20 protein-coding genes are annotated in these 23,680 nt (G+C 34.8%); 5 read left to right on the top strand and 15 right to left on the bottom strand.

Annotated features, from left to right (window positions below):
- Nucleotides 1-10 precede the first annotated feature (10 nt).
- From ilvN to AAC084_RS08875, 8 genes are all read right to left on the bottom strand, one after another.
- Nucleotides 11-529, bottom strand: a complete 519-nt coding sequence (gene ilvN / locus AAC084_RS08840) for an acetolactate synthase small subunit (RefSeq protein ID WP_339839650.1) — start codon at nucleotides 527-529, stop codon at nucleotides 11-13.
- Nucleotides 530-588: 59 nt separating this feature from the next.
- The gene (locus AAC084_RS08845) at nucleotides 589-1,170 is read right to left on the bottom strand and encodes a class I SAM-dependent methyltransferase (RefSeq protein WP_339839653.1); all 582 of its coding nucleotides are present in this window, start codon (nucleotides 1,168-1,170) and stop codon (nucleotides 589-591) included.
- 8 nt (nucleotides 1,171-1,178) lie between these two features.
- Nucleotides 1,179-2,915, bottom strand: a complete 1,737-nt coding sequence (ilvB, locus tag AAC084_RS08850; protein WP_339839655.1) for a biosynthetic-type acetolactate synthase large subunit — start codon at nucleotides 2,913-2,915, stop codon at nucleotides 1,179-1,181.
- 59 nt (nucleotides 2,916-2,974) lie between these two features.
- Nucleotides 2,975-4,651: a dihydroxy-acid dehydratase gene (ilvD, locus tag AAC084_RS08855; RefSeq protein WP_339839658.1), complete on the bottom strand. Its 1,677-nt coding sequence runs from the start codon at nucleotides 4,649-4,651 to the stop codon at nucleotides 2,975-2,977.
- Nucleotides 4,652-5,082: 431 nt separating this feature from the next.
- Nucleotides 5,083-5,922, bottom strand: a complete 840-nt coding sequence (locus tag AAC084_RS08860) for a biotin-dependent carboxyltransferase family protein (protein WP_339839660.1) — start codon at nucleotides 5,920-5,922, stop codon at nucleotides 5,083-5,085.
- Nucleotides 5,915-6,652 carry a 5-oxoprolinase subunit PxpB gene (gene pxpB / locus AAC084_RS08865; RefSeq protein WP_339839662.1) on the bottom strand — a complete coding sequence of 246 codons (738 nt, stop codon included), beginning with the start codon at nucleotides 6,650-6,652 and terminating at the stop codon, nucleotides 5,915-5,917. Before pxpB ends, AAC084_RS08860 begins: the two co-directional genes overlap by 8 nt.
- Nucleotides 6,649-7,392 (bottom strand): 5-oxoprolinase subunit PxpA, encoded by a 744-nt coding sequence (pxpA, locus tag AAC084_RS08870; RefSeq protein WP_339839665.1) that lies wholly within the window; start codon nucleotides 7,390-7,392, stop codon nucleotides 6,649-6,651. The genes pxpB and pxpA overlap by 4 nt, the downstream gene beginning before the upstream one ends.
- Entirely contained in the window at nucleotides 7,393-8,586 is a 1,194-nt protein-coding gene (locus tag AAC084_RS08875; RefSeq protein WP_339839667.1) for an Nramp family divalent metal transporter, read from the bottom strand.
- 214 nt (nucleotides 8,587-8,800) lie between these two features.
- On the opposite strand from AAC084_RS08875, the gene AAC084_RS08880 reads away from it, so the two are divergent.
- The 3 genes from AAC084_RS08880 (at nucleotide 8,801) to AAC084_RS08890 (ending at nucleotide 11,015) form a co-directional block, all read left to right on the top strand.
- Nucleotides 8,801-9,247 carry a hypothetical protein gene (locus tag AAC084_RS08880; RefSeq protein WP_339839669.1) on the top strand — a complete coding sequence of 149 codons (447 nt, stop codon included), beginning with the start codon at nucleotides 8,801-8,803 and terminating at the stop codon, nucleotides 9,245-9,247.
- Nucleotides 9,248-9,258: 11 nt separating this feature from the next.
- A complete protein-coding gene (locus AAC084_RS08885) occupies nucleotides 9,259-9,822 on the top strand; it encodes a hypothetical protein (RefSeq protein WP_339839671.1) in 564 nt (187 codons plus the stop codon).
- A 77-nt stretch (nucleotides 9,823-9,899) separates the two neighbouring features.
- A complete protein-coding gene (locus AAC084_RS08890) occupies nucleotides 9,900-11,015 on the top strand; it encodes a histidinol-phosphate transaminase (protein WP_339839674.1) in 1,116 nt (371 codons plus the stop codon).
- 4 nt (nucleotides 11,016-11,019) lie between these two features.
- On the opposite strand, the gene AAC084_RS08895 is transcribed toward AAC084_RS08890, so the two are convergent.
- The 5 genes from AAC084_RS08895 to AAC084_RS08915 form a co-directional block, all read right to left on the bottom strand.
- The gene (locus AAC084_RS08895) at nucleotides 11,020-12,555 is read right to left on the bottom strand and encodes a YifB family Mg chelatase-like AAA ATPase (RefSeq protein WP_339839677.1); all 1,536 of its coding nucleotides are present in this window, start codon (nucleotides 12,553-12,555) and stop codon (nucleotides 11,020-11,022) included.
- A 2-nt stretch (nucleotides 12,556-12,557) separates the two neighbouring features.
- Entirely contained in the window at nucleotides 12,558-14,951 is a 2,394-nt protein-coding gene (locus AAC084_RS08900; protein WP_339839680.1) for a penicillin acylase family protein, read from the bottom strand.
- Nucleotides 14,952-15,057: 106 nt separating this feature from the next.
- Nucleotides 15,058-17,019 (bottom strand): cytochrome c biogenesis protein CcdA, encoded by a 1,962-nt coding sequence (locus AAC084_RS08905; protein ID WP_339839766.1) that lies wholly within the window; start codon nucleotides 17,017-17,019, stop codon nucleotides 15,058-15,060.
- Nucleotides 17,019-18,329 carry a tRNA lysidine(34) synthetase TilS gene (gene tilS, locus AAC084_RS08910; protein ID WP_339839683.1) on the bottom strand — a complete coding sequence of 437 codons (1,311 nt, stop codon included), beginning with the start codon at nucleotides 18,327-18,329 and terminating at the stop codon, nucleotides 17,019-17,021. Before tilS ends, AAC084_RS08905 begins: the two co-directional genes overlap by 1 nt.
- A gap of 75 nt (nucleotides 18,330-18,404) precedes the next feature.
- On the bottom strand, nucleotides 18,405-18,941 hold the full coding sequence (locus tag AAC084_RS08915) for an NAD(P)H-dependent oxidoreductase (protein WP_339839686.1): 537 nt from the start codon (nucleotides 18,939-18,941) through the stop codon (nucleotides 18,405-18,407).
- A gap of 129 nt (nucleotides 18,942-19,070) precedes the next feature.
- On the opposite strand from AAC084_RS08915, the gene AAC084_RS08920 reads away from it, so the two are divergent.
- The gene (locus tag AAC084_RS08920) at nucleotides 19,071-20,255 is read left to right on the top strand and encodes a heparan-alpha-glucosaminide N-acetyltransferase domain-containing protein (protein ID WP_339839688.1); all 1,185 of its coding nucleotides are present in this window, start codon (nucleotides 19,071-19,073) and stop codon (nucleotides 20,253-20,255) included.
- A 93-nt stretch (nucleotides 20,256-20,348) separates the two neighbouring features.
- Here AAC084_RS08920 and lpdA read toward each other — a convergent pair whose 3' ends face one another.
- Both lpdA and AAC084_RS08930 read right to left on the bottom strand, forming a co-directional pair.
- Nucleotides 20,349-21,755 (bottom strand): dihydrolipoyl dehydrogenase, encoded by a 1,407-nt coding sequence (gene lpdA, locus AAC084_RS08925; protein WP_339839690.1) that lies wholly within the window; start codon nucleotides 21,753-21,755, stop codon nucleotides 20,349-20,351.
- Nucleotides 21,756-21,803: 48 nt separating this feature from the next.
- Complete coding sequence (locus AAC084_RS08930; protein ID WP_339629749.1) at nucleotides 21,804-22,262, bottom strand: Lrp/AsnC family transcriptional regulator; 459 nt, start codon at nucleotides 22,260-22,262, stop codon at nucleotides 21,804-21,806.
- 150 nt (nucleotides 22,263-22,412) lie between these two features.
- On the opposite strand from AAC084_RS08930, the gene AAC084_RS08935 reads away from it, so the two are divergent.
- Nucleotides 22,413-23,633, top strand: coding sequence for an aminotransferase class I/II-fold pyridoxal phosphate-dependent enzyme (locus tag AAC084_RS08935; RefSeq protein ID WP_339839692.1), 1,221 nt, complete (start codon nucleotides 22,413-22,415; stop codon nucleotides 23,631-23,633).
- Nucleotides 23,634-23,680 lie beyond the last annotated feature (47 nt).

The following is a 23,680-nucleotide window of genomic DNA, read 5'->3' on the forward strand; positions in this document are numbered from 1 at the left end:
GATTCGTTATTTAAAATTCTTTAAGTATTGCTGAAATCTGCATAACATCTTTAGTTACAGAAATTCGACCTGAACGTACAAATTGCATAATACCATAAGGTTTCAATTGATCGTGCATTTCATCAACTTCATTTCTTCTTCCACTTTTAGCGATAACAAAGAAATCTCTTGAAACTGTCACGATTTGAGCGTTATTATCTTTAATTATATTCTGAATTTGACGTTCATCGAAAAGGAGACCAGATGCAATCTTGAACAAAGCTGACTCTTGATAAATTGTTTCATCATCAGTATGATAAAATGCTTTAATTACTTCAATTTGTTTTTCAATTTGCCCTACAATATTGTACACCCATTTCTCGGTAGTATTAACTACAATAGTAAATTTCGAAACATCATCAATTTCCGATTTTGAGACATTGAGACTTTCTATATTAATATGTCTCTTTAAAAATATCCCCGAAATTCTATTCAGTAATCCTACATTATTCTCTGAATATACTGATATGGTGAAAAATTTATTTTCCATAAGCTATTTTCCTATTCTTTTATTCTAAAAGAATTTTATGGCATTGTATTAATTTGTTTTTACTTTTTCTTTACTGCTACGATTAATCCTGTAGACCAGTCCATTTTTGTAATATGAAAATCATCACGTTTTTCTAAATACTCGACTAATTCAAAAACAAAATTCTCATGTCCCTCAGGCCAATTTGGTTGTTTCTTCATATCATCAATAATATAAAAACCACCGACCTTTAATAAGTCTAACACTATTTCTATTTCACTGTACTTTCCTGGCCAAGCATCTGCAAAAATCAAATCAAACTTTGCTCCATCATACTGCTGTAACCACTTTGCACCATCTTCACATATTAAATCAACCTGTTTGTGATCTCCAAAAAAACTTTCTGCAATTTCTATTAACTCTTTGTCATTGTCGACCGATATTAATTTTGAATCAGTATCAAGTCCTTCAATCATCCAAGATAGACTTAAGCCTATGCCAGTACCTATTTCAAGAAATCTTCCTTTTGGTTTCGACGCGACCAACGTTTTTAGAAAACTACCAACATACAAATCTGATGGCATTGTAAACCCAATTTCTTCAGACTTACGTACAATCTTCGTGTGTATTTTTGGAATATCTTGTATGTTCGAATCGTTCATAACGTTTTCTATTTTTTCAATCTTATTTCTGATACCGAAGCTCCTGAGGGTATCATTGGAAAAACGTTATCTTCTTGCTCCACTTTAACTTCTAAGAAATATGGTTCTTTAGAAGCCATCATTTCTTGAATGGTTGATTTTAAATCTTTACGTTCAGAAATTCGTTTTGCTTCAATACCGTACCCTTCTGCAATTTTTACAAAATCAGGATTAACCATAACCGTAGAAGCATATCTTCTTTCAAAGAACAGTTCTTGCCATTGGCGTACCATACCTAAATGTTCATTGTTTAAAACAACAATTTTAACAGGAACTTTATGTTGAAATATTATTCCAAGCTCTTGAATCGTCATTTGAAAACCACCATCACCTATGATAGCAATTACTTCCCTATCCATAGCGCCCATTTTTGCGCCAATAGCTGCAGGAAGTGCAAATCCCATTGTTCCCAACCCGCCAGAAGTAATATTACTTTTAGTCTGGGAAAATTTAGCATATCTACAAGCAATCATTTGATGCTGGCCTACATCAGAAACAATAACCGCCTTGTTATTTGAGGCTAAATTAATTTGCTCAATAACTTCTCCCATGGTTAAACCAGGTTTGGTCGGGTGAATATCATTATTTATAATTGTATCGAACTCAATCTCATACTTTTCTTTAAAAATATTATGCCAAGCTTCGTGCTTATTTTCTTTGATCAACGGAAGCAGTAGGCCCAAAGTTTCTTTAGAATTACCTAATACCGCCACATCGGCATGTACATTTTTATTGATTTCAGCTGGGTCTATTTCAAAGTGAATCACTTTTGCCTGGGTAGCATAATCTACCAATCTACCTGTTACACGATCATCAAAACGCATACCTATAGCCAACAAAACATCGCATTCGTTGGTCATTAAATTTGGTGCATAATTACCGTGCATACCTACCATACCCACATTTAAGCGATGGTCTGTATCTAATGCAGAAGCACCCATAATGGTCCATGCAGCAGGTATACCAGCTTTCTCAACCAATTGCTTAAGCTCCTTTTCAGCCTTACCAAGAATAACACCTTGACCCCATACGATAAATGGTTTCTTAGCATTATTGATTAAATCGGCAGCAGCCTGTATTGCACTTATTTCTGGTTTTGGAACCGGCTTATAACTACGTACTCCTGTACATTTCTTATATGAGAAATCAAATTTTTCAATTTGTGCATTCTTTGTAATATCTATCAAAACTGGACCTGGTCTTCCCGACTTGGCTATATAAAATGCTTTCGCCATAACCTCAGGAATCTCTGAAGCTTCGGTAATTTGATAATTCCATTTTGTCACAGGAGTTGAAATACCAATAATATCAGTTTCCTGAAAAGCATCGGTACCTAATAACTCTCTAGTTACTTGCCCCGTTATACAAACCATTGGAGTAGAATCTATCTGCGCATCGGCAAGACCTGTCACTAAATTTGTTGCTCCAGGACCAGAGGTTGCAATAGCAACACCTACCCTGCCTGAAACACGCGCGTACCCTTGAGCAGCGTGTGTTGCACCCTGTTCATGCCTTGTTAGTATATGCGTTAATTTATCTTGAAATTTATATAATTCATCATACACGGGCATAATTGCACCACCTGGGTAACCGTACATTGTTTCGACACCTTCTGCCAACAAACAATGAATTAGTGCCTCTGCTCCAGAAATCTGTATAGCTTTCTTAGAATCTGTACTTGTTTTCTTTTCTTTTAATGTTTCCATAAGCCTCCACCCGACTCCCTTCAATTAAGGGAGAGTTTTCGGGAATTTTAATTAATATTTTAAAATTCGTCAGTTACACAGCCTTGTGAAGCCGATGATACTGTTCGAGCGTATTTATATAAACTACCTCTTTTCACTTTCAACTCCGGTTGTATCCACTCTTTTCTTCTTGCCGTTATTTCATCATCTGTAAGATTAACTGAAATCTCATTTTTCTCCGCATCGATAGTAATAATATCACCGTCTTTCAATAAACCAATAACACCACCGTCTTGTGCTTCTGGGGATACATGCCCAACTACAAAACCGTGTGTTCCACCTGAGAAACGACCATCTGTAATTAAAGCCACATCTTTTCCAAGTCCGGCACCCATAATTGCTGCAGTAGGTTTCAGCATCTCTGGCATTCCAGGTCCTCCTTTTGGTCCTTCATATCTAATGACCACAACATCGCCTTTTGTGACCTCACCTTTTCCAATGCCTGCATTCGCAAAAAACTCATCATTATAAACTTTTGCTGGTCCGGAGAAATACAAACCTTCCTTTCCAGTAATTTTTGCAACAGAACCTTCAGTCGCCAAGTTACCGTACAGAATTCTTAAGTGGCCGGTAGCCTTAATCGGATTGCTTAAAGGTCTAATTACTTGCTGATGCTCTAATAACCCAGGCACATCAGCTAAATTCTCAGCAATTGTTTTGCCCGTAACAGTTAAACAATCGCCATGTAACATTCCGTTTTCCAACATGAATTTCATTACAGCGGGTACACCACCTACACGATGCACATCTTCCATTAGAAATTTACCGCTAGGTTTTAAATCTGCTAAAAATGGAGTCGTATCACTTATTTTCTGAAAATCATCTAAAGTAAACTCAACATCAGCTGCTTTGGCAATTGCCAAAAAGTGTAATACTGCATTTGTAGAACCACCTAACAAGGTTAATAACCGAACCGCATTTTCAAATGATTTACGTGTAATTATATCACTAGGCTTAATATCTTTTTCTAATAAGTTTTTTAAAGCCTTACCAGATTCAATAGCATCATTTTGTTTTTGTTTACCAATTGCAGGGTTAGACGAATTATAAGGCATAGCCATACCCAATGCTTCAATTGCTGAAGCCATTGTATTTGCTGTATACATACCACCACAAGCACCTGCACCCGGACATGCATTCTGAATTACACCCTTGTAATCTTCTTCATTCATGGTACCTGCTACCTTTTCTCCCCATGCTTCAAAAGCAGAAACAACATCTAATTTTTTATCTTTATAACAACCAGAAGCGATAGTACCGCCATATACAAGTACAGAAGGTCTATCTAAACGAATCATAGCCATTAATGCTCCGGGCATATTCTTGTCACAACCCACTACAGTTACCAAACCATCATAATTCATAGCCTGCACTACAGTTTCCATTGAATCTGCAATAATATCTCTTGAAGGCAATGAATAACGCATACCGTAGGTACCCATAGATATACCGTCACTGACACCAATAGTATTGAAAACCAGCCCTACTAATCCACTATCATTGACACCAACTTTTACTTCTTGTGCCAAATCATTTAAGTGCATGTTACAAGGGTTACCTTCATAACCAGTACTCCCAATACCAATTAATGGTTTTTTTAAATCATCTTCTGTTAAACCTATTGCATATAACATTGCTTGGGCTGCCGGTTGAGTGGGATCTTGGGTTACATTCTTACTATGCTTGTTCAATTCCATAATGTAAATCTAGTATGCTTATCTTGATTATTTAATCGTATTAATCAAAGATAAAAGTTTATAAAAATTTCTATTTTTAACAATAATTGACAGTACAAATTCATTTCATCTAAAAAACAGTTAAACTAATGATTTTCAAATAGTTAAACCATCATTATATATCATATTCAATACTTCAAAACTATCTGATTTTAATTTTAAAACATAAAAAAACCTGTATCAAATAAATCTGATACAGGTTTTTCAATACAATGAAAAGCTATATCATTCCTAAATTGGAATGACTATGACCACATTAATATTAAAAATAGATAGTTTCATACTACAATAGTACATAAAATAGAAATAGAAAAAAAACAATAAGAAAATGAATTCCAATACTTATAGATTACTAGCTGTGATACAATCTTGAATACAACAAAAAGAACATATTACACTAGTTTAAAACTAACCATATCTCCACCTCTTTTTTGTGCCAAAATACAAATAGCCTTATCCATTAATTGTAAAACTCTTGGGTAACCACCAGTGGTTTGTCCATCTTTCATTAAGACAATTAGTTTGCCAGCCGGAGTAAGTTGGACAGTTCCTGGCAATGTTGCAGATGTCAACATAGATATTTCATGTGTAGAAATAGTTTCCTTGATTTGGTATGCCATTCTATTATTCTCATGAGAAACTGTGAAAGACTTCGAAAATATTTCTTCTAATTGCCTATCGTTCAACAAATCAAACTCAGGACCTTTACTTAGTTCTAAGATGGTATTATCCAGAAAAGAATCAACCTTTATCTCCGAAATCTTAGGTTGAAATAACTTATTATATGTAAACGGAACAACATCGTTGTCTCGCAACCTATTCTCTTTAGTAATGGGTCTATAGAACGACCTACTACCTAATACTTCCTTGGAAGTAAGCCCTCCTTTAACTCCTAAATATGACCGAAACCCTTTGTCTAGTCGGCCAAAAGAAAGAATATCACCAACTTCTATTTGATATACTTTATAATTCTGAATCGGCAAATTATTTAAGGTTGCTGACATTTCTGCCCCACCTAATGCCATATATGTTTCTTCCTCAAACATAATCGTCGGCCCAGTCATTGTAATTTCTAAAACAGCAGCAGTAACTTCATTTTCTAATAATGAGTTTACTTTGAAGACCGATATTTCATCCATAACACCAGAAACGGGAACCCCTTTATTTCTATAATGAAATCTTCCCGAATCTTGCACTGTGGTATAAAAACCTGATTTTAATACCTTAAGCATTTATCTTAAATTTTTTAAGTTTATAAATACCAACTTCTGCCTCTATCTTATGTAAATTATACTCCGCCCTCGATATTTGATAGAATTCAATTTTATCACCCACATTTACAAAACAAGGATCTTCTTTTGTTGCATCAAAAATAGGCACTGAACAATTCCCTATTATATTCCAACCTCCAGGTGATTCTTGAGGATAAATACCTGCTTGTTTACCTGCTATACCAACCGCACCCTTAACCACTTTAGACCTAGGCGTTGATTTTCTCGGTATTTCTAATTCCTTCAATATTCCACCGAGGTACATAAAACCTGGTAAAAAACCAATTCCATATACGGTATAAGTTGTACCTGTATGCAGTGCTATAACCTCAGGAATAGATTTATTAAGTTTTTCTGCAACTTCTTCAAGGTCCAATCCGAATTCAAAATCATATGAAACAGGTAATCTCCATAAATACCTATCTGGTTTTTCAGACTCACCTAATTGCGAATATTCGGCCTTTAATTGCTTTTTTATTTTATCGAAATCAATAATTTTCTTCCTATTGATAAGTAGTAAAGAATTATAGGAAGGAACCATTTCCCAATCCTTATCTGTTAACAATTTTTCACGTATAAAAGTTTGAAAACGTAAAATAGTTTCTAGAATATGCTCACTTACCTCATTGGGCCATTCAATAAGAATTGAATGTATACCAAAAGACTTTATGTTTATTTTAGGGGAATTCACGGTTTAGCTTGTAGATTATATTCTGATAAATGCTCTGTAATATACATCAAAATTTGAAAAGCTGTTGGTGTATCGCCATGAATACAAAAGGTATCTGCTTGAATCGGAATTCTTTCTCCGTTAACAGTTCTTACCTCTTTTTCGTTATACATCAAAAGCAGATGATTTAAAACATCTTTTCCATTTGAAATTAATGCGTTCTTTTGTTTTCTAGAAACCAAATTCAAATCATTAGTATAGTTTCTATCCGCAAAAGCTTCTCTCCATATTTTAAAATTACTAGCAATTGCTAATTTTTCAATGATACTACCAAATGGAACATATAAAACAACATTCTTTTTATACCGTATAATGGCACTTAAAAAAACTTTCGCTAAATGCTGATTCTTTGCAATATCATTATAAAGTGCTCCATGAGGTTTTATATGATGAAGCGTTGCTCCTAAATAATTACACTCGATCATAAACAACTTCATTTGATCGCTTATACTTCTGATTAAATCATCATCGGATATATCCATAGAAATACGCCCAAAATTTTCTCTATCTGGATATGAAGGATGCGCACCTATACTAACATTGAATTTCAATGCTAATTCTAGACATTGTCTAATAGTTTCCTTAGAACCAGCATGACCTCCACAAGCAATATTGCAAGAACTAATCATAGGAAACAAATCAGGTTCATTACCGATACCCTCACCTACATCACAATTAATATCTATTTTTCTCTTATTCATTTAAAACAATCCGAGCACCGTTAAAATACTTTTTACTCCCAATAGAACTGAAAGAAAAATAATAGCCAACCCAATACAATTTTGCAATAAGGTATTTTTATATTTTCCCATAACACCTACCCTATTTACTACCCAAAGTAAAAATATGGCTATGATTGGTAAAAGCAGTCCATTGGTAATTTGGGCAAATTTTATAATTTCTATCGGTTTTATACCAAAGGATAAAAAGACCACGCCTAACACTAAAATCATTATCCAAATAAACCGGAATTTAGCATCTTTAAATTCAGCCTTCCATCCAAAACAACTATTCGCAACATACGCAGCGGCTAATGGCGCTGTTATAGCAGAAGTTATACCAGCCGCCAATAAACCTATACCCATAAAATAAAGAGCTGCAGAACCATATAGCGGCTCTAGAGCTTTTGCCATATCCAATACATTATTAACCTCAGTACTTTTTATAGCTGCCGCAGATATAATTATACTAATAGATACTAGTCCACCCAATATGATAGATACTAACGTATCTCTTTTCGCCAGTTTCAAATCTTTTTCTGATTTCCACTTCTCACTCACCAAAGCGGCATGTAAAAAGAGATTGTAGGGCACAACTGTAGTACCTACCAAAGCTATAATAGTCAAAATACCATCTTCAGGAATTGATGGCACAAATAAGCCCTTTAGTAATTCCCAAAGATTGGGCTGCGTCAATACGGCTGTCATAACAAAAGACAGACTCATTATTAATACAAGAAATATAAAAACCTTTTCCAAGGCTTTGTAATTTCCAAAAAAGAGAAGTAAAAAAGCTGCTAGTCCCAATATAGCTGGGTATAACTTACTATAACTTAACCCGAAAAGAGCCTCCATCCCCAAGGTAGCACCACCAATATTACCTGCTTCATACGAAGCATTACCTACAATGATAGCAGAAAATATAAGAGTAATTACACCATTTCTTATCCAAGGGTTCCTTAGCTCTTGTTTTATAACATCGGCCAGTCCTTTTTGTGTTATGATACCCAATCTTGCTGACATTTCCTGAAGAACATAGGTCGCAATAATCGATAATAGCATGGCCCACAGCAGACTAAAGCCAAAGTTAACTCCGGCAAGGGTACAAGCAGTAACTGTACCCGGGCCGATAAACGCTGCTGCTACAAGAACACCAGGTCCTAATTTCTTAAACATGGATTAAAATTATCATTCTTGTAAATATAATCTGTAAATATGAATTAGCTCACCATCATCAAAATCAATTTCACCACAATTTTAACATTTCAAAATGCCGTTAATCTAAAAAACTACCGTTCGTCTAAAAGATCGACGTCATTCATCGAGGTTACATACTAATCTTAAAATATCAAGGTTATAAATATCCCCAAACCTTAAACTTAACCTATTAATGATTTGTTTAGAATGTAAGAAAGAACTCGGTTATTTAGATCACAAAAATGCTATGGAAAGCGCAGGTGTAGAACTCTGCAACAAACATTATAAACGTATTGAGCAACTAATCACCAAACACGATACCCCATTAGAGGCTATTCAATTATACTACGCCCTTAAAGAGGCAGGAGTAAATTCGATGCTAGAATGGTGGGATGGTAAAAAATCTATAGATATAGCCATATCGCGAGTAAAACTCAATATTGAAATTGACTCTAAATATGATAAATTGACCGAACATGAGGCTATTAATAATTTAGAAGAAGCAATGCATTCCTTCAAGAATGGATTTACAACCATTCGTATTCCCCATATTGTGGTACGGTACTATTTAAATGAAACCGTAAATAATATTATTGGAATTATGGAAGGACTGAAAGCCAATATTAAAGTTATTAATTAAAATAAATAGACATGGAAAAACCTAAAAAAGCATTTAAAAATCCAATCCGGGCAGCCTTAGCCACCCTTTTAATAGGTATGCTAATGCAGGTTCTTCATTGGAAATATTCTGCAGGTATTATATTTATATCATTTACTGCAATACTTGTATTATACACTTTTCGTTTTTTGAGAAAAGAAGAAAAACTTACTATCGACCTTATAAAAATGGCTTTGGTATTATTTTGGACTACTAATGGTGTTTTAACCATTTTAAATTTCCCGTACACGGTAATTTTTCAAATTGGTACAGCATTTACATTTATAGCATGGTTTGCTATGGAAGGCACTTCTTATTTTATGGATAAAAAAGATAATGCAAAAAATAGCCTAACCGAAATAATTTGGAACTTTGTAATGGTTATTGGTGTTATAACCCTTATATGTGGTGGATTAATGCATTTACTAAATTGGGACTATTCAATTCCTACTTTAACATTGGGTTTAACCATAGTAACAAGTTTTATTCTAAAAGATATTTTTACAGCCCCTAAAAAACATGACGATGATATTAATAATGAAGAGTTGTTTTCTTAATTAAGCGTAACCATCAGTTGCCCAGAATAAAATTCTTGTAAGCAATTTTTCGTACCTTTTAACCAAAGGGTATACTCATGAATACTATTGACCGACGACAATGGCTTAAAACTGCTGGACTATCTGGCGGTTTTACTTTTTTAGGTGGATTAGGTGCTTTCGCCTTACCTACTGAAACACCTAATACTACAGTACAAACAGGTATAGCCAAATTGAATTCCAATGAAAATCCTTATGGACCATCAAAAGCTGTACGAGAGGTAATTAAAAATTCATTAGATATTGCCTGTAGATACCCATCTATGGTTCTTCATCCATTGGTTGAGCAAATAGCTCTCAAAGAAGGTGTAACTAAAGACCACATTGTCATAACCGGAGGTTCTACAGAAGGTCTAAAGGCCGCTGGATTAACCTACGGAATTAACGGAGGTGAAATTATTGCCGCAGACCCTACCTTTCAATCTCTTATGACCTATACCGAGAATTTTGGCGCTACCGTACATCGAGTTCCCGTAGATAAAAACTTGGAACATGATTTAAATGAAATGGAGAAACGAATAACCTCTAAAACAGGTTTGATTTTTATATGTAACCCCAATAATCCTACTGGAACTTTACTTGACAGAAATAAATTAAGAGATTTCTGTTCTTCCGTTAGTAGTAGAACCATGGTTTTCAGTGACGAGGCCTACTATGATTTTATTACCGAACCCGATTACCCTTCAATGGTTGAATTAGTAAAGGAAAACATGAATGTTATTGTCTCTAAAACATTCTCGAAAGTATATGGCCTTGCTGGGTTACGAATCGGTTACTTGATTGCCCGACCAGATATTGCTACCAGACTGAAAAAAAATATCATGGCAATGTCTAATGTTTTAGCGATTGAAGCTGCCAAAGGAGCATTAAGAGATGATGAGTTTTACAAATTTAGCGTTGCTAAAAATGTGGAAGTAAAAAGTCATATTTATAATACTTTAAATGACTTAAATCTAGAACATCAAAAATCTCATACTAACTTTGTTTTTTTCAAAACAGGAAGACCCATACGAGAAATGATGGCGGCCATGGAAAAAGAGAATGTTCTTATAGGTAGACCGTTCCCTCCATTTACAGATTGGGCAAGAATTAGTACTGGTACTATAGAAGATGTAAAACTTTTTGACAAGGCACTTAGAAAGGTGATGGGATAGTCTATTACCCCAACCAACCTTCTCTATCTAGACTTCTGTATTGAATGGCTTCTGAAATATGATCACCATTCAAATCTATATCACCACCAAGATCGGCGATTGTTCTTGCTACTTTTAGAATTCTGTCATAGGCACGGGCGGAAAGATTTAAACGCTCCATCGCATTTTTTAAAAGGGACTTTGATTTTTCGTCTAGTTTGCAATACAAACGAATTTGTTTGGTGTTCATTTGTGCATTATAATGCACATTGTTTAATTCAGAAAATCGTAAAGTCTGTATCTCTCGTGCTGATGTAACTCGTTTTCTTATTTCTACACTCCCCTCTCCTTTTCGTTCTTCCGATAGTTTTTCGAAAGGAACTGGCGTGACTTCAATATGAATATCAATACGATCCAACAGAGGCCCTGATATTTTACTTAAATACCGTTGCATTTCTGCCGGTGAGGATGTTACTGGTGCATCTGGGTCATTGAAATACCCACCCGGACTAGGGTTCATACTGGCCACTAACATAAAACTACTAGGGTAGGTTACCGTAAATCTTGCTCGCGATATCGTTACTTCTCTATCTTCTAATGGCTGTCTCAGCACCTCTAAAACGCCTCGTTTAAACTCTGGTAATTCATCCAAAAATAGAACTCCATTATGTGAAAGAGAAATTTCACCTGGTTGTGGGTATGAACCGCCACCGACTAAAGCTACATCCGAAATTGTGTGATGTGGGCTTCTAAATGGTCGTTGACTCATTAAACCCATGTTCTTAATCTTACCGACCACGCTATGAATTTTAGTCGTCTCCAATGCTTCATGTAGCGTCATGGGTGGTAAAATAGAAGGTAATCTTTTCGCTAACATCGTTTTACCAGCTCCTGGCGGACCAATTAATATGACATTATGTCCACCTGCTGCTGCAATCTCCATACAGCGCTTTATACTTTCTTGCCCTTTAACATCAGAAAAGTCAAACTCAGGAAAGTCAAGGTTTTTATAAAACTCTTCTCGTGTGTCTATAATTGTTTGCTCTAACGGTGTTCCCTTATCAAAGAAATCAATAACCTGTTTAATATTATCAATACCATATACTTTTAAATCACCCACTATTGCTGCTTCTTTTGCATTTGCTGTTGGCAACATAAAACCAGTAAAACCCTCTTCTTGCGCTTTAATCGCAATAGGTAAAGCACCTTTTATGGGTTGTAGTCCACCATCAAGAGAGAGTTCTCCCATGATAATATATTTCTCAATATTCTCGGATTGTATCTGATTAGAAGCTGCTAGAATACCAATGGCTAAAGTAAGATCATAAGCAGAGCCTTCTTTTCGAAGGTCTGCCGGAGCCATGTTAATCGTAATCTTTTTTCCAGGAATTTTATAGCCGTTATTTTGTAGTGCGGCGGCAATGCGGTAATTACTTTCTTTAATTGCATTATCAGGAAGGCCTACCAAATGATAACCTATTCCCTTATCAATATTTACCTCAACAACTATCGTCGTAGCCTCTACACCAAAAACTGCACTACCATAAACTTTTGTAAGCATTCTTAATCCTTTTTGCTAAATGTAAGGATTTCTTTACTCTTCTTAATTTCAGCTTCATTCATCATCATCTTACGAAACTCACCATTTACATACATTTCTGCCTGATCTCTATAATGCTTGCTAAAGGGATTACCGGATTGGCCCGTAGGCAAAATACTAATGCTATTTTCTACATCTGAAAAATCAATGATTCTTCTTGTTGATGGTCCTGAACTCGTTTTATAATAGCCTGTTTCATCATAGGAAAAAGCCTGGTTATTAATCACCTCCCGAGCACCTTCAATAGGAAAAGGACCTACATTAAAAAAGGAACGTAGTGCCGCAATTTGTCCTATAGGGTGTCCGTGTTCTATGGTATGAACTTTTTCCCACATCCAGTTATCACTATTATTACCTAAATCTTTCTCAAGCGATGTGATAGCTTCAGAAAAAGACTTATTTACAATATCCTTCATGGTTTCATCAACATCAGCAGTAGACAAATCATCCCACCAAACGGAGTTTTCCTTTCTAGATAAAGGTGCTATAAGACGTTTCATGAAATGAGTGCTCAAAAACTGGCTAAACAATTCTTCATCTAATTCATCCTTAAAGGTGTTTTTCAATACATAATAAATCCATCGATTATACACTGTACCCTCAATAGAGGAAAGTTCATAACTACCATTCCACATTTTTAAACAGTCAATAACCTTCATTCCCTTTTCAGTTAATAAATTAACATCAATCAATTTGGCTAAATCTGAAACTATTGTTGGCTCTACCGAAGATGTTACATCTGTAATCATTTCACTTGCAGAGTCTTTGTCCCAATCATTTTTAGGCTCTAATAAGTCTACAATTCTCTTCGCCCTATTTTCTGGCAAGTAATACCCTGGATAAAGCATGCCAGCAATAGAATCAGGTTGGTTATTTGCTGAATACACATAATGACTTGGCGGATTTATTGCCTGAGGATTTTCATTAAAATCTAGCAACACTTTACTCAAGGGAAGCCCTTCTCCTACTTCATAAACCAATTTAGTATTTATTGAATCTGGAATGTTATATAATTGAGCAGTTGCAAACCAAGCTATATTACCCTCTGCATCACCATACATTATATTTAAACCTGGCGCATGAATTTTCGGTAATGCCTTTTTAAATTCATTTAGATTATTAGAATGACTTAATCCAAATAAAGCATCTATTACTTTATTCTCCATTTGGGTGTAAATCCAAGACATTGCTATCGGCCGTTCATCTTTAATTTGGTCTGCAATACCATTTAGAATAGGCCCATGTACAGATTTTTTATACATAAAGTCAACATTAGAACTATCCTTAACTTTAATGGTTTTAGTTATAATTTCATAATCTACATACCCATTAGATGTGAGGTATTGATTTTCATTATCCGGATTGTTTTGTTCGTAATAAAAATCGACGTCGTCATTCTCGAACATCGTTATACCATAGGCAGATTTTCTATTGTGTCCTAACAACGGAAAAGGTATACCTGCAATATGGTACCCATATTTAGAATAGTTCGGTGTTTCTAAATGAGCCTCATACCAAACAGAAGGTTGCGCAAAACCAATATGAGGGTCATTAGCAAATATGACTTTTTTATTCTTCGTCTTTTCAGGAGCAATGACCCAACTATTACTGCCCTCAAATAACGGAACATTCAATACACTTAATGCCTTATTAACTGCTGCCGTAAGATTGTTCTGTATTGAATCGTTTTGAGATGGATTATAATTTTCAATCCATGCCGTGTTAATGTCTGAACCAATATTCAAATCTTTCAAATAATCCGAACCTAATTTTGAATTGATAGTCGTTAAAAGTGGGTCGGTCTTATGCGCCATGGCAAAACTGAATGCCATATATCCAATGGTGTTATACACATCTTCTAAAATGAATTTTTCTTTTTCAATACCTGTCAGATAAAATTCAACAGGCGTTGGTCCTTCTTCTATAAATTGATTGATACCATCTAAATAAGCTTCGGCCAGAATTACACCTTGATCGCTCTTATTTACCTTACTAGCAGTAATTTTAGAGGCATCGGCAATACCCAAAGAAAGAAAAAATTTATCGGTGCCGACTAAATCACTGCCAAAAACTTCCGATAGTCCGCCACTCGCAATTCTTCGCAATAGCTCCATTTGCCATAAACGGTCTTGGGCATGAACGTAGCCTAATGCTCTAAAAGCATCTTTCTCGTTCTCTCCATATATATGTGGAATACCATAAGTATCATAATACACATTCACCTCTTGCTCAAGATGAACAAGTTCTTTCTCACCAGAGTAATCAGGCTTTAAGGTGTAGACGAAAATTCCTATTCCTAAGATTAATAGGACAAAAATTACCAATAGAATTTTTCCGATTCTTTTTAATGTTCTCATATATTACGGGGGAATTAAATTCTAAGTTAGCGTTATTTTTAACACTAAGCACCTCGCAACTCTGCTTTTTATTGACAAGCAGTCAACATCTTACATTACACGAACATTAATTATTGTTCCGAAGCCCTTCTAATAACCAATTTTTGTAGGTAGGGATATCTGAATTTTGAATGCTAGTATTAAGCACTTTCAAATCAGGAGACAACAACACATAAAATGGTTGAGAAATTGAATTGAAGTTCACATCTTGAAAAGTACCCCATTTTTGGGCTATGTTATTAATTTCTTTAACACGGCCACTATCGAATTGAAAATTGAACTTTTCAGATTCTGGAAGTTCTTCTCTATCATCTGTATATAATGAAATGAGCACATAATTGTTTTTAATGATAGGAAACACCTCTGCGTCACTCCATACATTTTCTTCCATTTTTCTACAGTTAACACATGCCCAACCTGTAAAATCTAAAAGAATTGGCTTATTCACTTCTTTAGCATAGGCTAAACCTTCATCAAAATCTTTAAAACAATCAATACCTAATGGGCAATCGCTCTCTTGCTCAAATATGCTATAAAATTCTGGTGGTGGAAAACCACTCAATAATTTTAAATGCGTAACCTTCGTTACACCCAATATCAAATAAATAGTAAATATCAAACTTACGAAAGCTGTCAACTTACGCCCGAGAGATAATTTTTTAATCGGACCATCATGCGGAAATTTATAAAGACCGAAAAGATAAAGTGTCATAGCTATGCCTAAAACAATCCATATTCCTAGAAATATCTCTCGTTTTAATATTCCCCAATGACCTACCATATCTGCATTAGATAAGAATTTTAATGCTAAGCCTATTTCTAAAAACCCTAATACCACTTTTACCGTAGTCATCCATCCACCAGATTTTGGAAGAGAATTCAACCATGCTGGGAATAATGCAAAAAGTGCAAATGGCAATGCTAACGCAACACCAAAACCGGTCATACCCGCTGTAAGGTTTGTTGCTACTTCGCCTTCGGCCAAAGTTGTACCACCTAATAACCCTCCTAAAATAGGCCCTGTACATGAAAATGATACAATGGCCAAGGTAACCGCCATAAAAAAGATACCGATAACACCACCCACTTTAGAGGAAGCTGCGTCCATCTTATTTGCCCAAGAACTTGGTAGGGTGAGCTCATAATATCCAAAAAAGGAAAAAGCAAAGAATAGAAATATGAAAAAGAAGAAAAGATTCAACCATACATTTGTTGCGATTGAATTAAGTATCTGCGAATCGACCGAATCAAATAAATGAAATGGCAGACTTAATAAAAAGTAAATAAGCACTATAAAGAAACCATACAGCAATGCATTTATAATCCCTTTCGATTTCTTTTGTGAATGCTTTGTAAAGAATGACACCGTTAAAGGTATCATCGGAAATACACAAGGCGTCAATAAAGCAATAAGGCCGCCAAGGAAGCCTAATCCAAAAATGACCCAAATATTTGTGCTTTCTGCAATAATATCTTGACCTTGGGTAAGAAGTTCTTTATTCTTTAAGTCTAATCGTAATTGTTGCCCAAGAGCTAAACTTCTATCATCTACAGTGGCAATAAGGTCTTTAGCTTCAGAACCGTCTAAAGTGAAAATAAATTTTTTATCCATAGGAATACAAACTTCCTTACAGACTTGAAAGAACAAATCAATATCAATTTGATTTATTGAAGGGTCTAAGATTTTAATACGCTGTGTGAAAATCGCATCATCTTTAAAATAAGTTTCCTCTACTTCAAAAATATCACTGTACTCCTTTATTGTTTCGCTCTCAAATGTGCCATCAACCAACTCATAAATGGTTCCACTGCCATTATAAGTAAACTCGCTAGGTAATGATCCAAATTCTGATGTGAATTGAGAATACATATGCCAACCTTCAAGGATTTTTGCCTGCATTACCAATTCATACTCGGTTTCTGAAATTTTATTTATTTCCTGCTCCCAAACTACAGGGTTATCATCTGATTGGGCATATGCACCAAGAGGCAACACAACCATAAAGAGTAATAAAGCAATAATTCTCATCATGTCATTTCTATTTTTAAAATCTCCTCGGTACTATTTTCAACTCTAAATCGATGGTCCGCCCGCATACCTATAACCCATACAATTTGCTCATTAGAGCATAATAACCATATCTCATCTTTTGAAAGAACATTAACCTTCTCATCTTTAAAAAACTTTGAAAGTTTCTTTTTACGATTTAAGCCAATTGGGTAAAAATAGTCGCCCTTTTTCCATTTCCTTATCACTAAAGGAAACTTTAACGTATTTTTTTGAATGAATATCTCCTCTAGCGAATTATTATAACGTTCAGGTACTATAGAAAATTTTAGTGATAGTGGATGATTTAATTCCACCAGACTTTCGTTTATAAGAAACTCCTGTTCCTCCTCTTCCTTCTTATCAATAGGTGATAATAACAATACATCACGATTCTTCACCAAAACATGAGTTGAAGACACTAATTGTTTTCCGCTCAATCCGTCTAACAAAGTCTCAAGATTCTCTAATTCTTTAAAACCAAATTCATTAAAAAGTCCAAACAAATAGGTCGACAAAGGACTTAATTCGTTTAATTTATGGATTGAAATTTCAAACCTCCCATCTATTTCAATAAAAAGTTCGTCTTTCAATTTTTGAAGATATGCAGAGGCAATGGTTTCGGTCTGATTTAAATAATGTAGTGTGTTTTTGAAGTTGTCTGAAAAAGTAGGATGAAGTTCATTCAATTTCGGAATAATCTCTAATCGTATTTTATTTCTCAAATACTTAGTATCGGCATTGCTAGCATCTTCTCTCCATTTTAGTTTTTGCTCATCAGCATATGACTCTAACTCCTGCCTAGTAAAAGGCAACAGAGGTCTTCTTAGATTAGCTGTTTTAGCTGGTATACCTGTTAATCCGTCAATACCCGTGCCTCTAGAAAGGTTAATTAAAAAAGTCTCCACATTATCATTAGCATGGTGGGCGGTTAATACATATGGAATATTATGCTTTACTAATAGCTGTTCAAACCAAGTATAGCGAAGTTTGCGTGCTGCCATTTGAACTGAAACTTTGTGTTGATTTACATAGCCAATAGTATCAAAATGGGTCACGTAAACCACTACACCTAAATTCTCTCCATGTTCACGAACAAAATTTTCATCTCCATTACTATCTTTTCCTCGTAATCTAAAATTGCAATGTGCTAGAGAAAATTGAAGTTGAGCCTGCTGGCACAAATCAGTTAGCACCATACTATCCAATCCGCCACTACAAGCAATTATGAAGTGATTACTTAGCAACTCAGAAAAAGAATTTTCAATATGTTTTTTAAACGCTTTTAACACGGTATAAAGGTAACTAAGTATATATGAACATTCAGAATATCCTCGAGTTTTATCCCTTAAATCATCTCCTAAGTATTAAGAAATTGATTTAACGAAAGAAGCCACTTTCTCAGCATGAATTTTGGCTAAATCCCCGTTGGTAATTCCTTTTTCTTCATAGAAATTTTCACCATATTTTGGCAGAGAAAAGTTTTCCACAACATCACCCTTAAACCTAGTTAACATTTTTTCAGCGGCCTCTAAAGCTCCAATAGCACCACGACCTCCATTTGATGTAGCCAGTAATAAAATCTTTTTATCCAATAAAAACTGAGCATCTAACCTAGAAAGCCAATCTATAACATTTTTAAAATAAGCAGACGGGTAGCTATTATGCTCATTTACAGAAATTATCAAACCTTTGGCATTTCTTATTTCATTCTTAAATTCAACAAGTGAATTTGAGAATCCACTATCCCTTTCAACATCTTGGCTATACATAGGAAATGGATAAGTAGACATATCACGTAATCGTACTTCATGACCATTTATTAAAGAGGATGTAAACTTTACCAATTTATAATTGATAGAAGTGGATGAATTACTACCTGCAAATGCTAAAACATACCCCATGGACCTGATTTTTTTGAATGTTTGCGAATTTAATTCAATTAGAATAAACCTTAACTTATTTTATCTAATTTTGTAGCCGTAAACATCCAAACATACTGTTTTATAAGTATATAGGATATAATTACTATAATGAGCAACTCTAAGTCAAGATTGTTTTTTTTAGATGCCATAAGAGCCTGGGCAATCTTAATGATGTTACAAGGTCATTTCATTGATGGATTACTAGATAATGCCTTTCGAGATAATTCTAATTTTCTGTTTAGCACATGGAAATATTTTAGAGGAATTACAGCGCCTGTTTTCTTTACCGTATCTGGTTTTATATTCACCTTTCTATTGATTAAATCTCCACAGACCGGTTGGGACAACCCTCGTGTAAAAAAAGGGCTTAAAAGAGGATTAGAACTTTTAGCCATTGGATACCTTTTAAGAATGAACCTCTTCGGTATTTTCAAAGGAGAAATTTACGACTCGTTTTACCTTATAGACGTTTTACATTGTATAGGATTTTCATTATTGTTTATCACCAGTTTTTACTTACTCACCTTCGCTAAACAAAAATGGGTTTTCCCTACTATATTGATATCCACAACGTTTTTATTATTCTTATTTGAACCTACATATAAGGCATCTAGTTTTGAATATTTACCTCAATTTATAGCGAATTACCTATCAAAGTCGAATGGGTCTGTATTTACAATAATACCATGGTTGGGCTATGCGACCATCGGTAGTTTTATGTCCGTACTATTCTCCAAATATCAGGACAATAAAAATTTATATTCCTACATCGTTCCTATTTATATACTAACCGGATTGGTTTTAATTCTTTTTTCTTCAGACTTTTTCTATTCCATTTTTGAAGTAACAGGCATACAATTATTCCAATTTATTTTCAATAACAACTATCTATTCATTCGTTTAGGTGATGTTCTTATCGTTTTTTCAATATTCATTATTCTACGTAAATTCTTAATGAATAGTACTTGGTTGAAAATAGGACAAAGCACTTTATCGATATACATTATTCATTTTATTATTCTTTACGGTAGTTTTACGGGTATTGGGCTATATCGCTTTTTCCATCATTCTTTAAATCCGTGGGTAGCAGTATTTGGCGCAATACTATTTATGATTGCAAGCACTTACTTAGCCTTAAAATATGAAAGCCATAAAGCTGAAGTTAAATCTGGATTGTTTTCATTTTTATCTACTACAAGAATATATTTAGAACAAGCTGCACTTATCGCTTTTGAAATCGTAAGAACGATAACCGAAAAAATACTTCGAGTTTTAGGCTTAATAAAAAATTAATTAAGGTTCTATCTAGTTAAACTCTAGGAGCAAATTATTAAAACGAAAAAAGCAGCCATAAGGCTGCTTTTTTTATATATTTCATCTACACTTTTAAATATGCAAAGCACGATTATCAGTAGCTGCTAATGCTGCTTCTTTAACTGCTTCAGCATATGTTGGGTGAGCATGACTCATTCGAGAAATATCCTCAGCTGATGCTCTAAACTCCATTGCAGTTACAGCTTCAGTTATTAAATCTGCACAGCGAGCACCAATCATATGCACCCCTAATACTTCATCAGTTTTCTTATCTGCCAATATCTTTACGAAACCATCGGTATCCATACTTGCTCTTGCACGTCCTAAAGCACGCATAGGAAACTGCCCTACTTTGTAATCAACACCAGCCTCTTTAAGCTCCTCTTCTGTTTTACCAACCGCAGCAACTTCTGGCCATGTGTAAACTACACCTGGTATCAAATTATAATCGATATGAGGTTTTTGACCTGCTATCTGCTCAGCAACTAAAGTACCTTCCTCTTCTGCTTTATGAGCCAACATAGCACCTTTAATAACATCGCCAATAGCGTAGATGTTACTAACATTTGTCTTTAAATGATCATCAACGATAACTTTACCTCTATCATCTAGTTGTACACCAGCAGCATCAACATTCAATCCATCGGTATAAGGTCTTCTACCTACAGCAACCAAACAATAGTCACCTTCAAAAACAACTTCCTGACCTTTTTTATCGTCAGCCTTTACAATTATAGTATCGCCTTTTCTTTCTACTGATTTTACTTTGTGTGATAATGCAAATTTTACTTTTTGCTTCTTCATCACCTTCGTCAATTCTTTTGAAAGGGCTGCATCCATACCAGGAATAATACGATCCATGAATTCAACAACAGTTACATCAGCACCTAGTCGTTTATATACCTGACCTAATTCTAACCCGATTACACCACCACCAATGACAATCATATGTTTTGGCACTTCTTTAAGCTCTAAAGCCTCAGTAGATGTAATTATACGTTCCTTATCAATCTTAATAAATGGTAAGGTAGATGGTTTAGACCCTGTAGCAATTATTATATTTTTTGCCTCTATTTCTTCTGTTTTACCGTCGTTCTTTTTAATACTAACATGCGTAGCATCTTTAAAACTTCCTATTCCCTCGAAAACAGTAATCTTATTTTTATCCATTAAGAATTGAATACCCTTGGTAGTTTGGTCAACCACGCCTTGCTTACGACCAATCATTTTTTCCAAATTCACCTTTATCTCTCCAGGAATTTCAATTCCGTGTTCTTCAAAATGATTAATGGCATCTTCATAATGATGAGAAGAATCTAACATTGCCTTAGAAGGTATACACCCTACATTTAAACAAGTTCCACCTAAAGTAGAATATTTTTCAATTATTGCTGTTTTCATTCCTAGTTGTGCACAACGTATTGCTGCTACGTATCCTCCAGGTCCTGAGCCTATAATGGCTACATCATATTGATCCATAAATTATTTGTTTTCTAATGTGATACAAAATTAATACTATTTTTAGTTTTAAAGGGGTATAGCAGTAGAATGCTTGACCTCTTTTATTGTAAAAGAACTTTGTGTGCTACCAATATGATTCATGGCAGTTAGTTTGTTGACCATAAAATTTCGGTACGCCTCCATATCTTGAACATGAATTTTCAACAGATAGTCATAATCACCGCTTAAATGGTGACATTCTACCACTTCTTGTAATCGTAAAACTTGAGCTTCAAATTGAGCAATATTATCTTTTACATGCTGCACTAGTTTTACATGACAGAATACCGTAAAATTCCTATCAACCACCGCCTTATCTACCAAGGCAACATAATTCCTTATAGCACCAGTCCTTTCTAACCTTTTTATACGCTCATAAATAGCTGTTGTAGACAAGCCAAGTTTTAAAGCATATTCTTTAGTAGTTTTTTTACTATCTGCCTGTAAAAGCACTAATAAATTGATATCCGTTTCGTCAAGTTTCATAGTGATTATGATTCTAAAGAGTCCGACAAATTTAATCATTCATAGAATACAAATCTATTAAAATGAAAATATTAGTTTAAAAAACCAATTAATGAAGTTCACATTGACAATCACTCTATAAAAAGTTAGATTTACTTAAAATTACAATCCATGAGCCAAAAAACTAGCAACGATTTACAAGACTTACAATATTTCGGAGAATATGGTGGCGTTAATCCATCCATCTCAGATTCCTCTACCTATACTTTTATATCGGCAAAAACAATGTTCGATACTTTTGAGGGGAATACTGAAGGTTGTTATTTATACAGTAGACATTCGTCACCTTCCAATTTATACTTAGGAGAAGCTCTAGCTGCAATAGAAGGTACCGAAAGCGCAAACGTCACTGCTAGTGGTATGGGAGCAATTACTGCCGTTATACTTCAACTTTGTAACGCAGGTGACCACATTATTAGTAGCAGAACCATTTATGGAGGCACCTATGCGTTTATGAAAAATTTCTTAATCAAATTCGGAATTAAGACAACCTTCTTAGATATCACAGATCTTGATGCAGTATCGAAAGCCATTACGTCAAAAACGAAAATGATTTATTGTGAAAGTGTTAGCAACCCTTTATTAGAGGTTGCCGATATTTCTGCACTCTCACGCATAGCAAAGAACAATGAACTTCCTTTGGTGGTTGATAATACCTTTTCACCACTTTCTGTAACCCCTGCTAAATTAGGCGCTGATATTGTTATTCATAGTCTTACCAAATTTATAAACGGAACTAGCGATTGTGTTGCAGGTGCAGTTTGCGGTACATCAGAATTTTGCCTTAGCCTTAAAGACGTTAATAATGGTGCTGGTATGTTGTTGGGTAGTACATTAGATAGTTTACGTGCAGCTTCAATATTGAAAAATATGCGAACGCTCCACATACGCATGAAAAAGCATAGCGATAATGCAATGTTCTTAGCGGAGAATTTTGAAAAAGACGGACTACGTGTAGTTTACCCAGGACTTCCCTCCCATCCTGGACATTTGATTATGGAAGATCAAATGAATCCTGAATATGGATATGGTGGATTGGTTACCATGGATGTTGGGACAATAGAAAATGCGAATGCACTAATGGAATTAATGCAGGAAAGAAAGTTGGGATACTTAGCAGTTAGCCTAGGTTTCTATAAAACTCTTTTCAGCGCACCAGGAAGCTCTACTTCTTCTGAAATTCCTTTAGATGAGCAAAAAGAAATGGGCCTAGGAAACGGACTAATTCGTTTTTCAATTGGGTTAGATGATGATATTAAAAGAACTTACTCGCTAATGAAACAATGCCTAATAGACCTTAAAATACTGGATATCATTGGCGTAAACTCATAATATTCAAATTATGATACGGCTTGCACATCCGTAGCATAAATCGTAAT

The organism is uncultured Maribacter sp. (genome assembly GCF_963977385.1).
Classification (GTDB): Bacteria; Bacteroidota; Bacteroidia; order Flavobacteriales; family Flavobacteriaceae; genus Maribacter.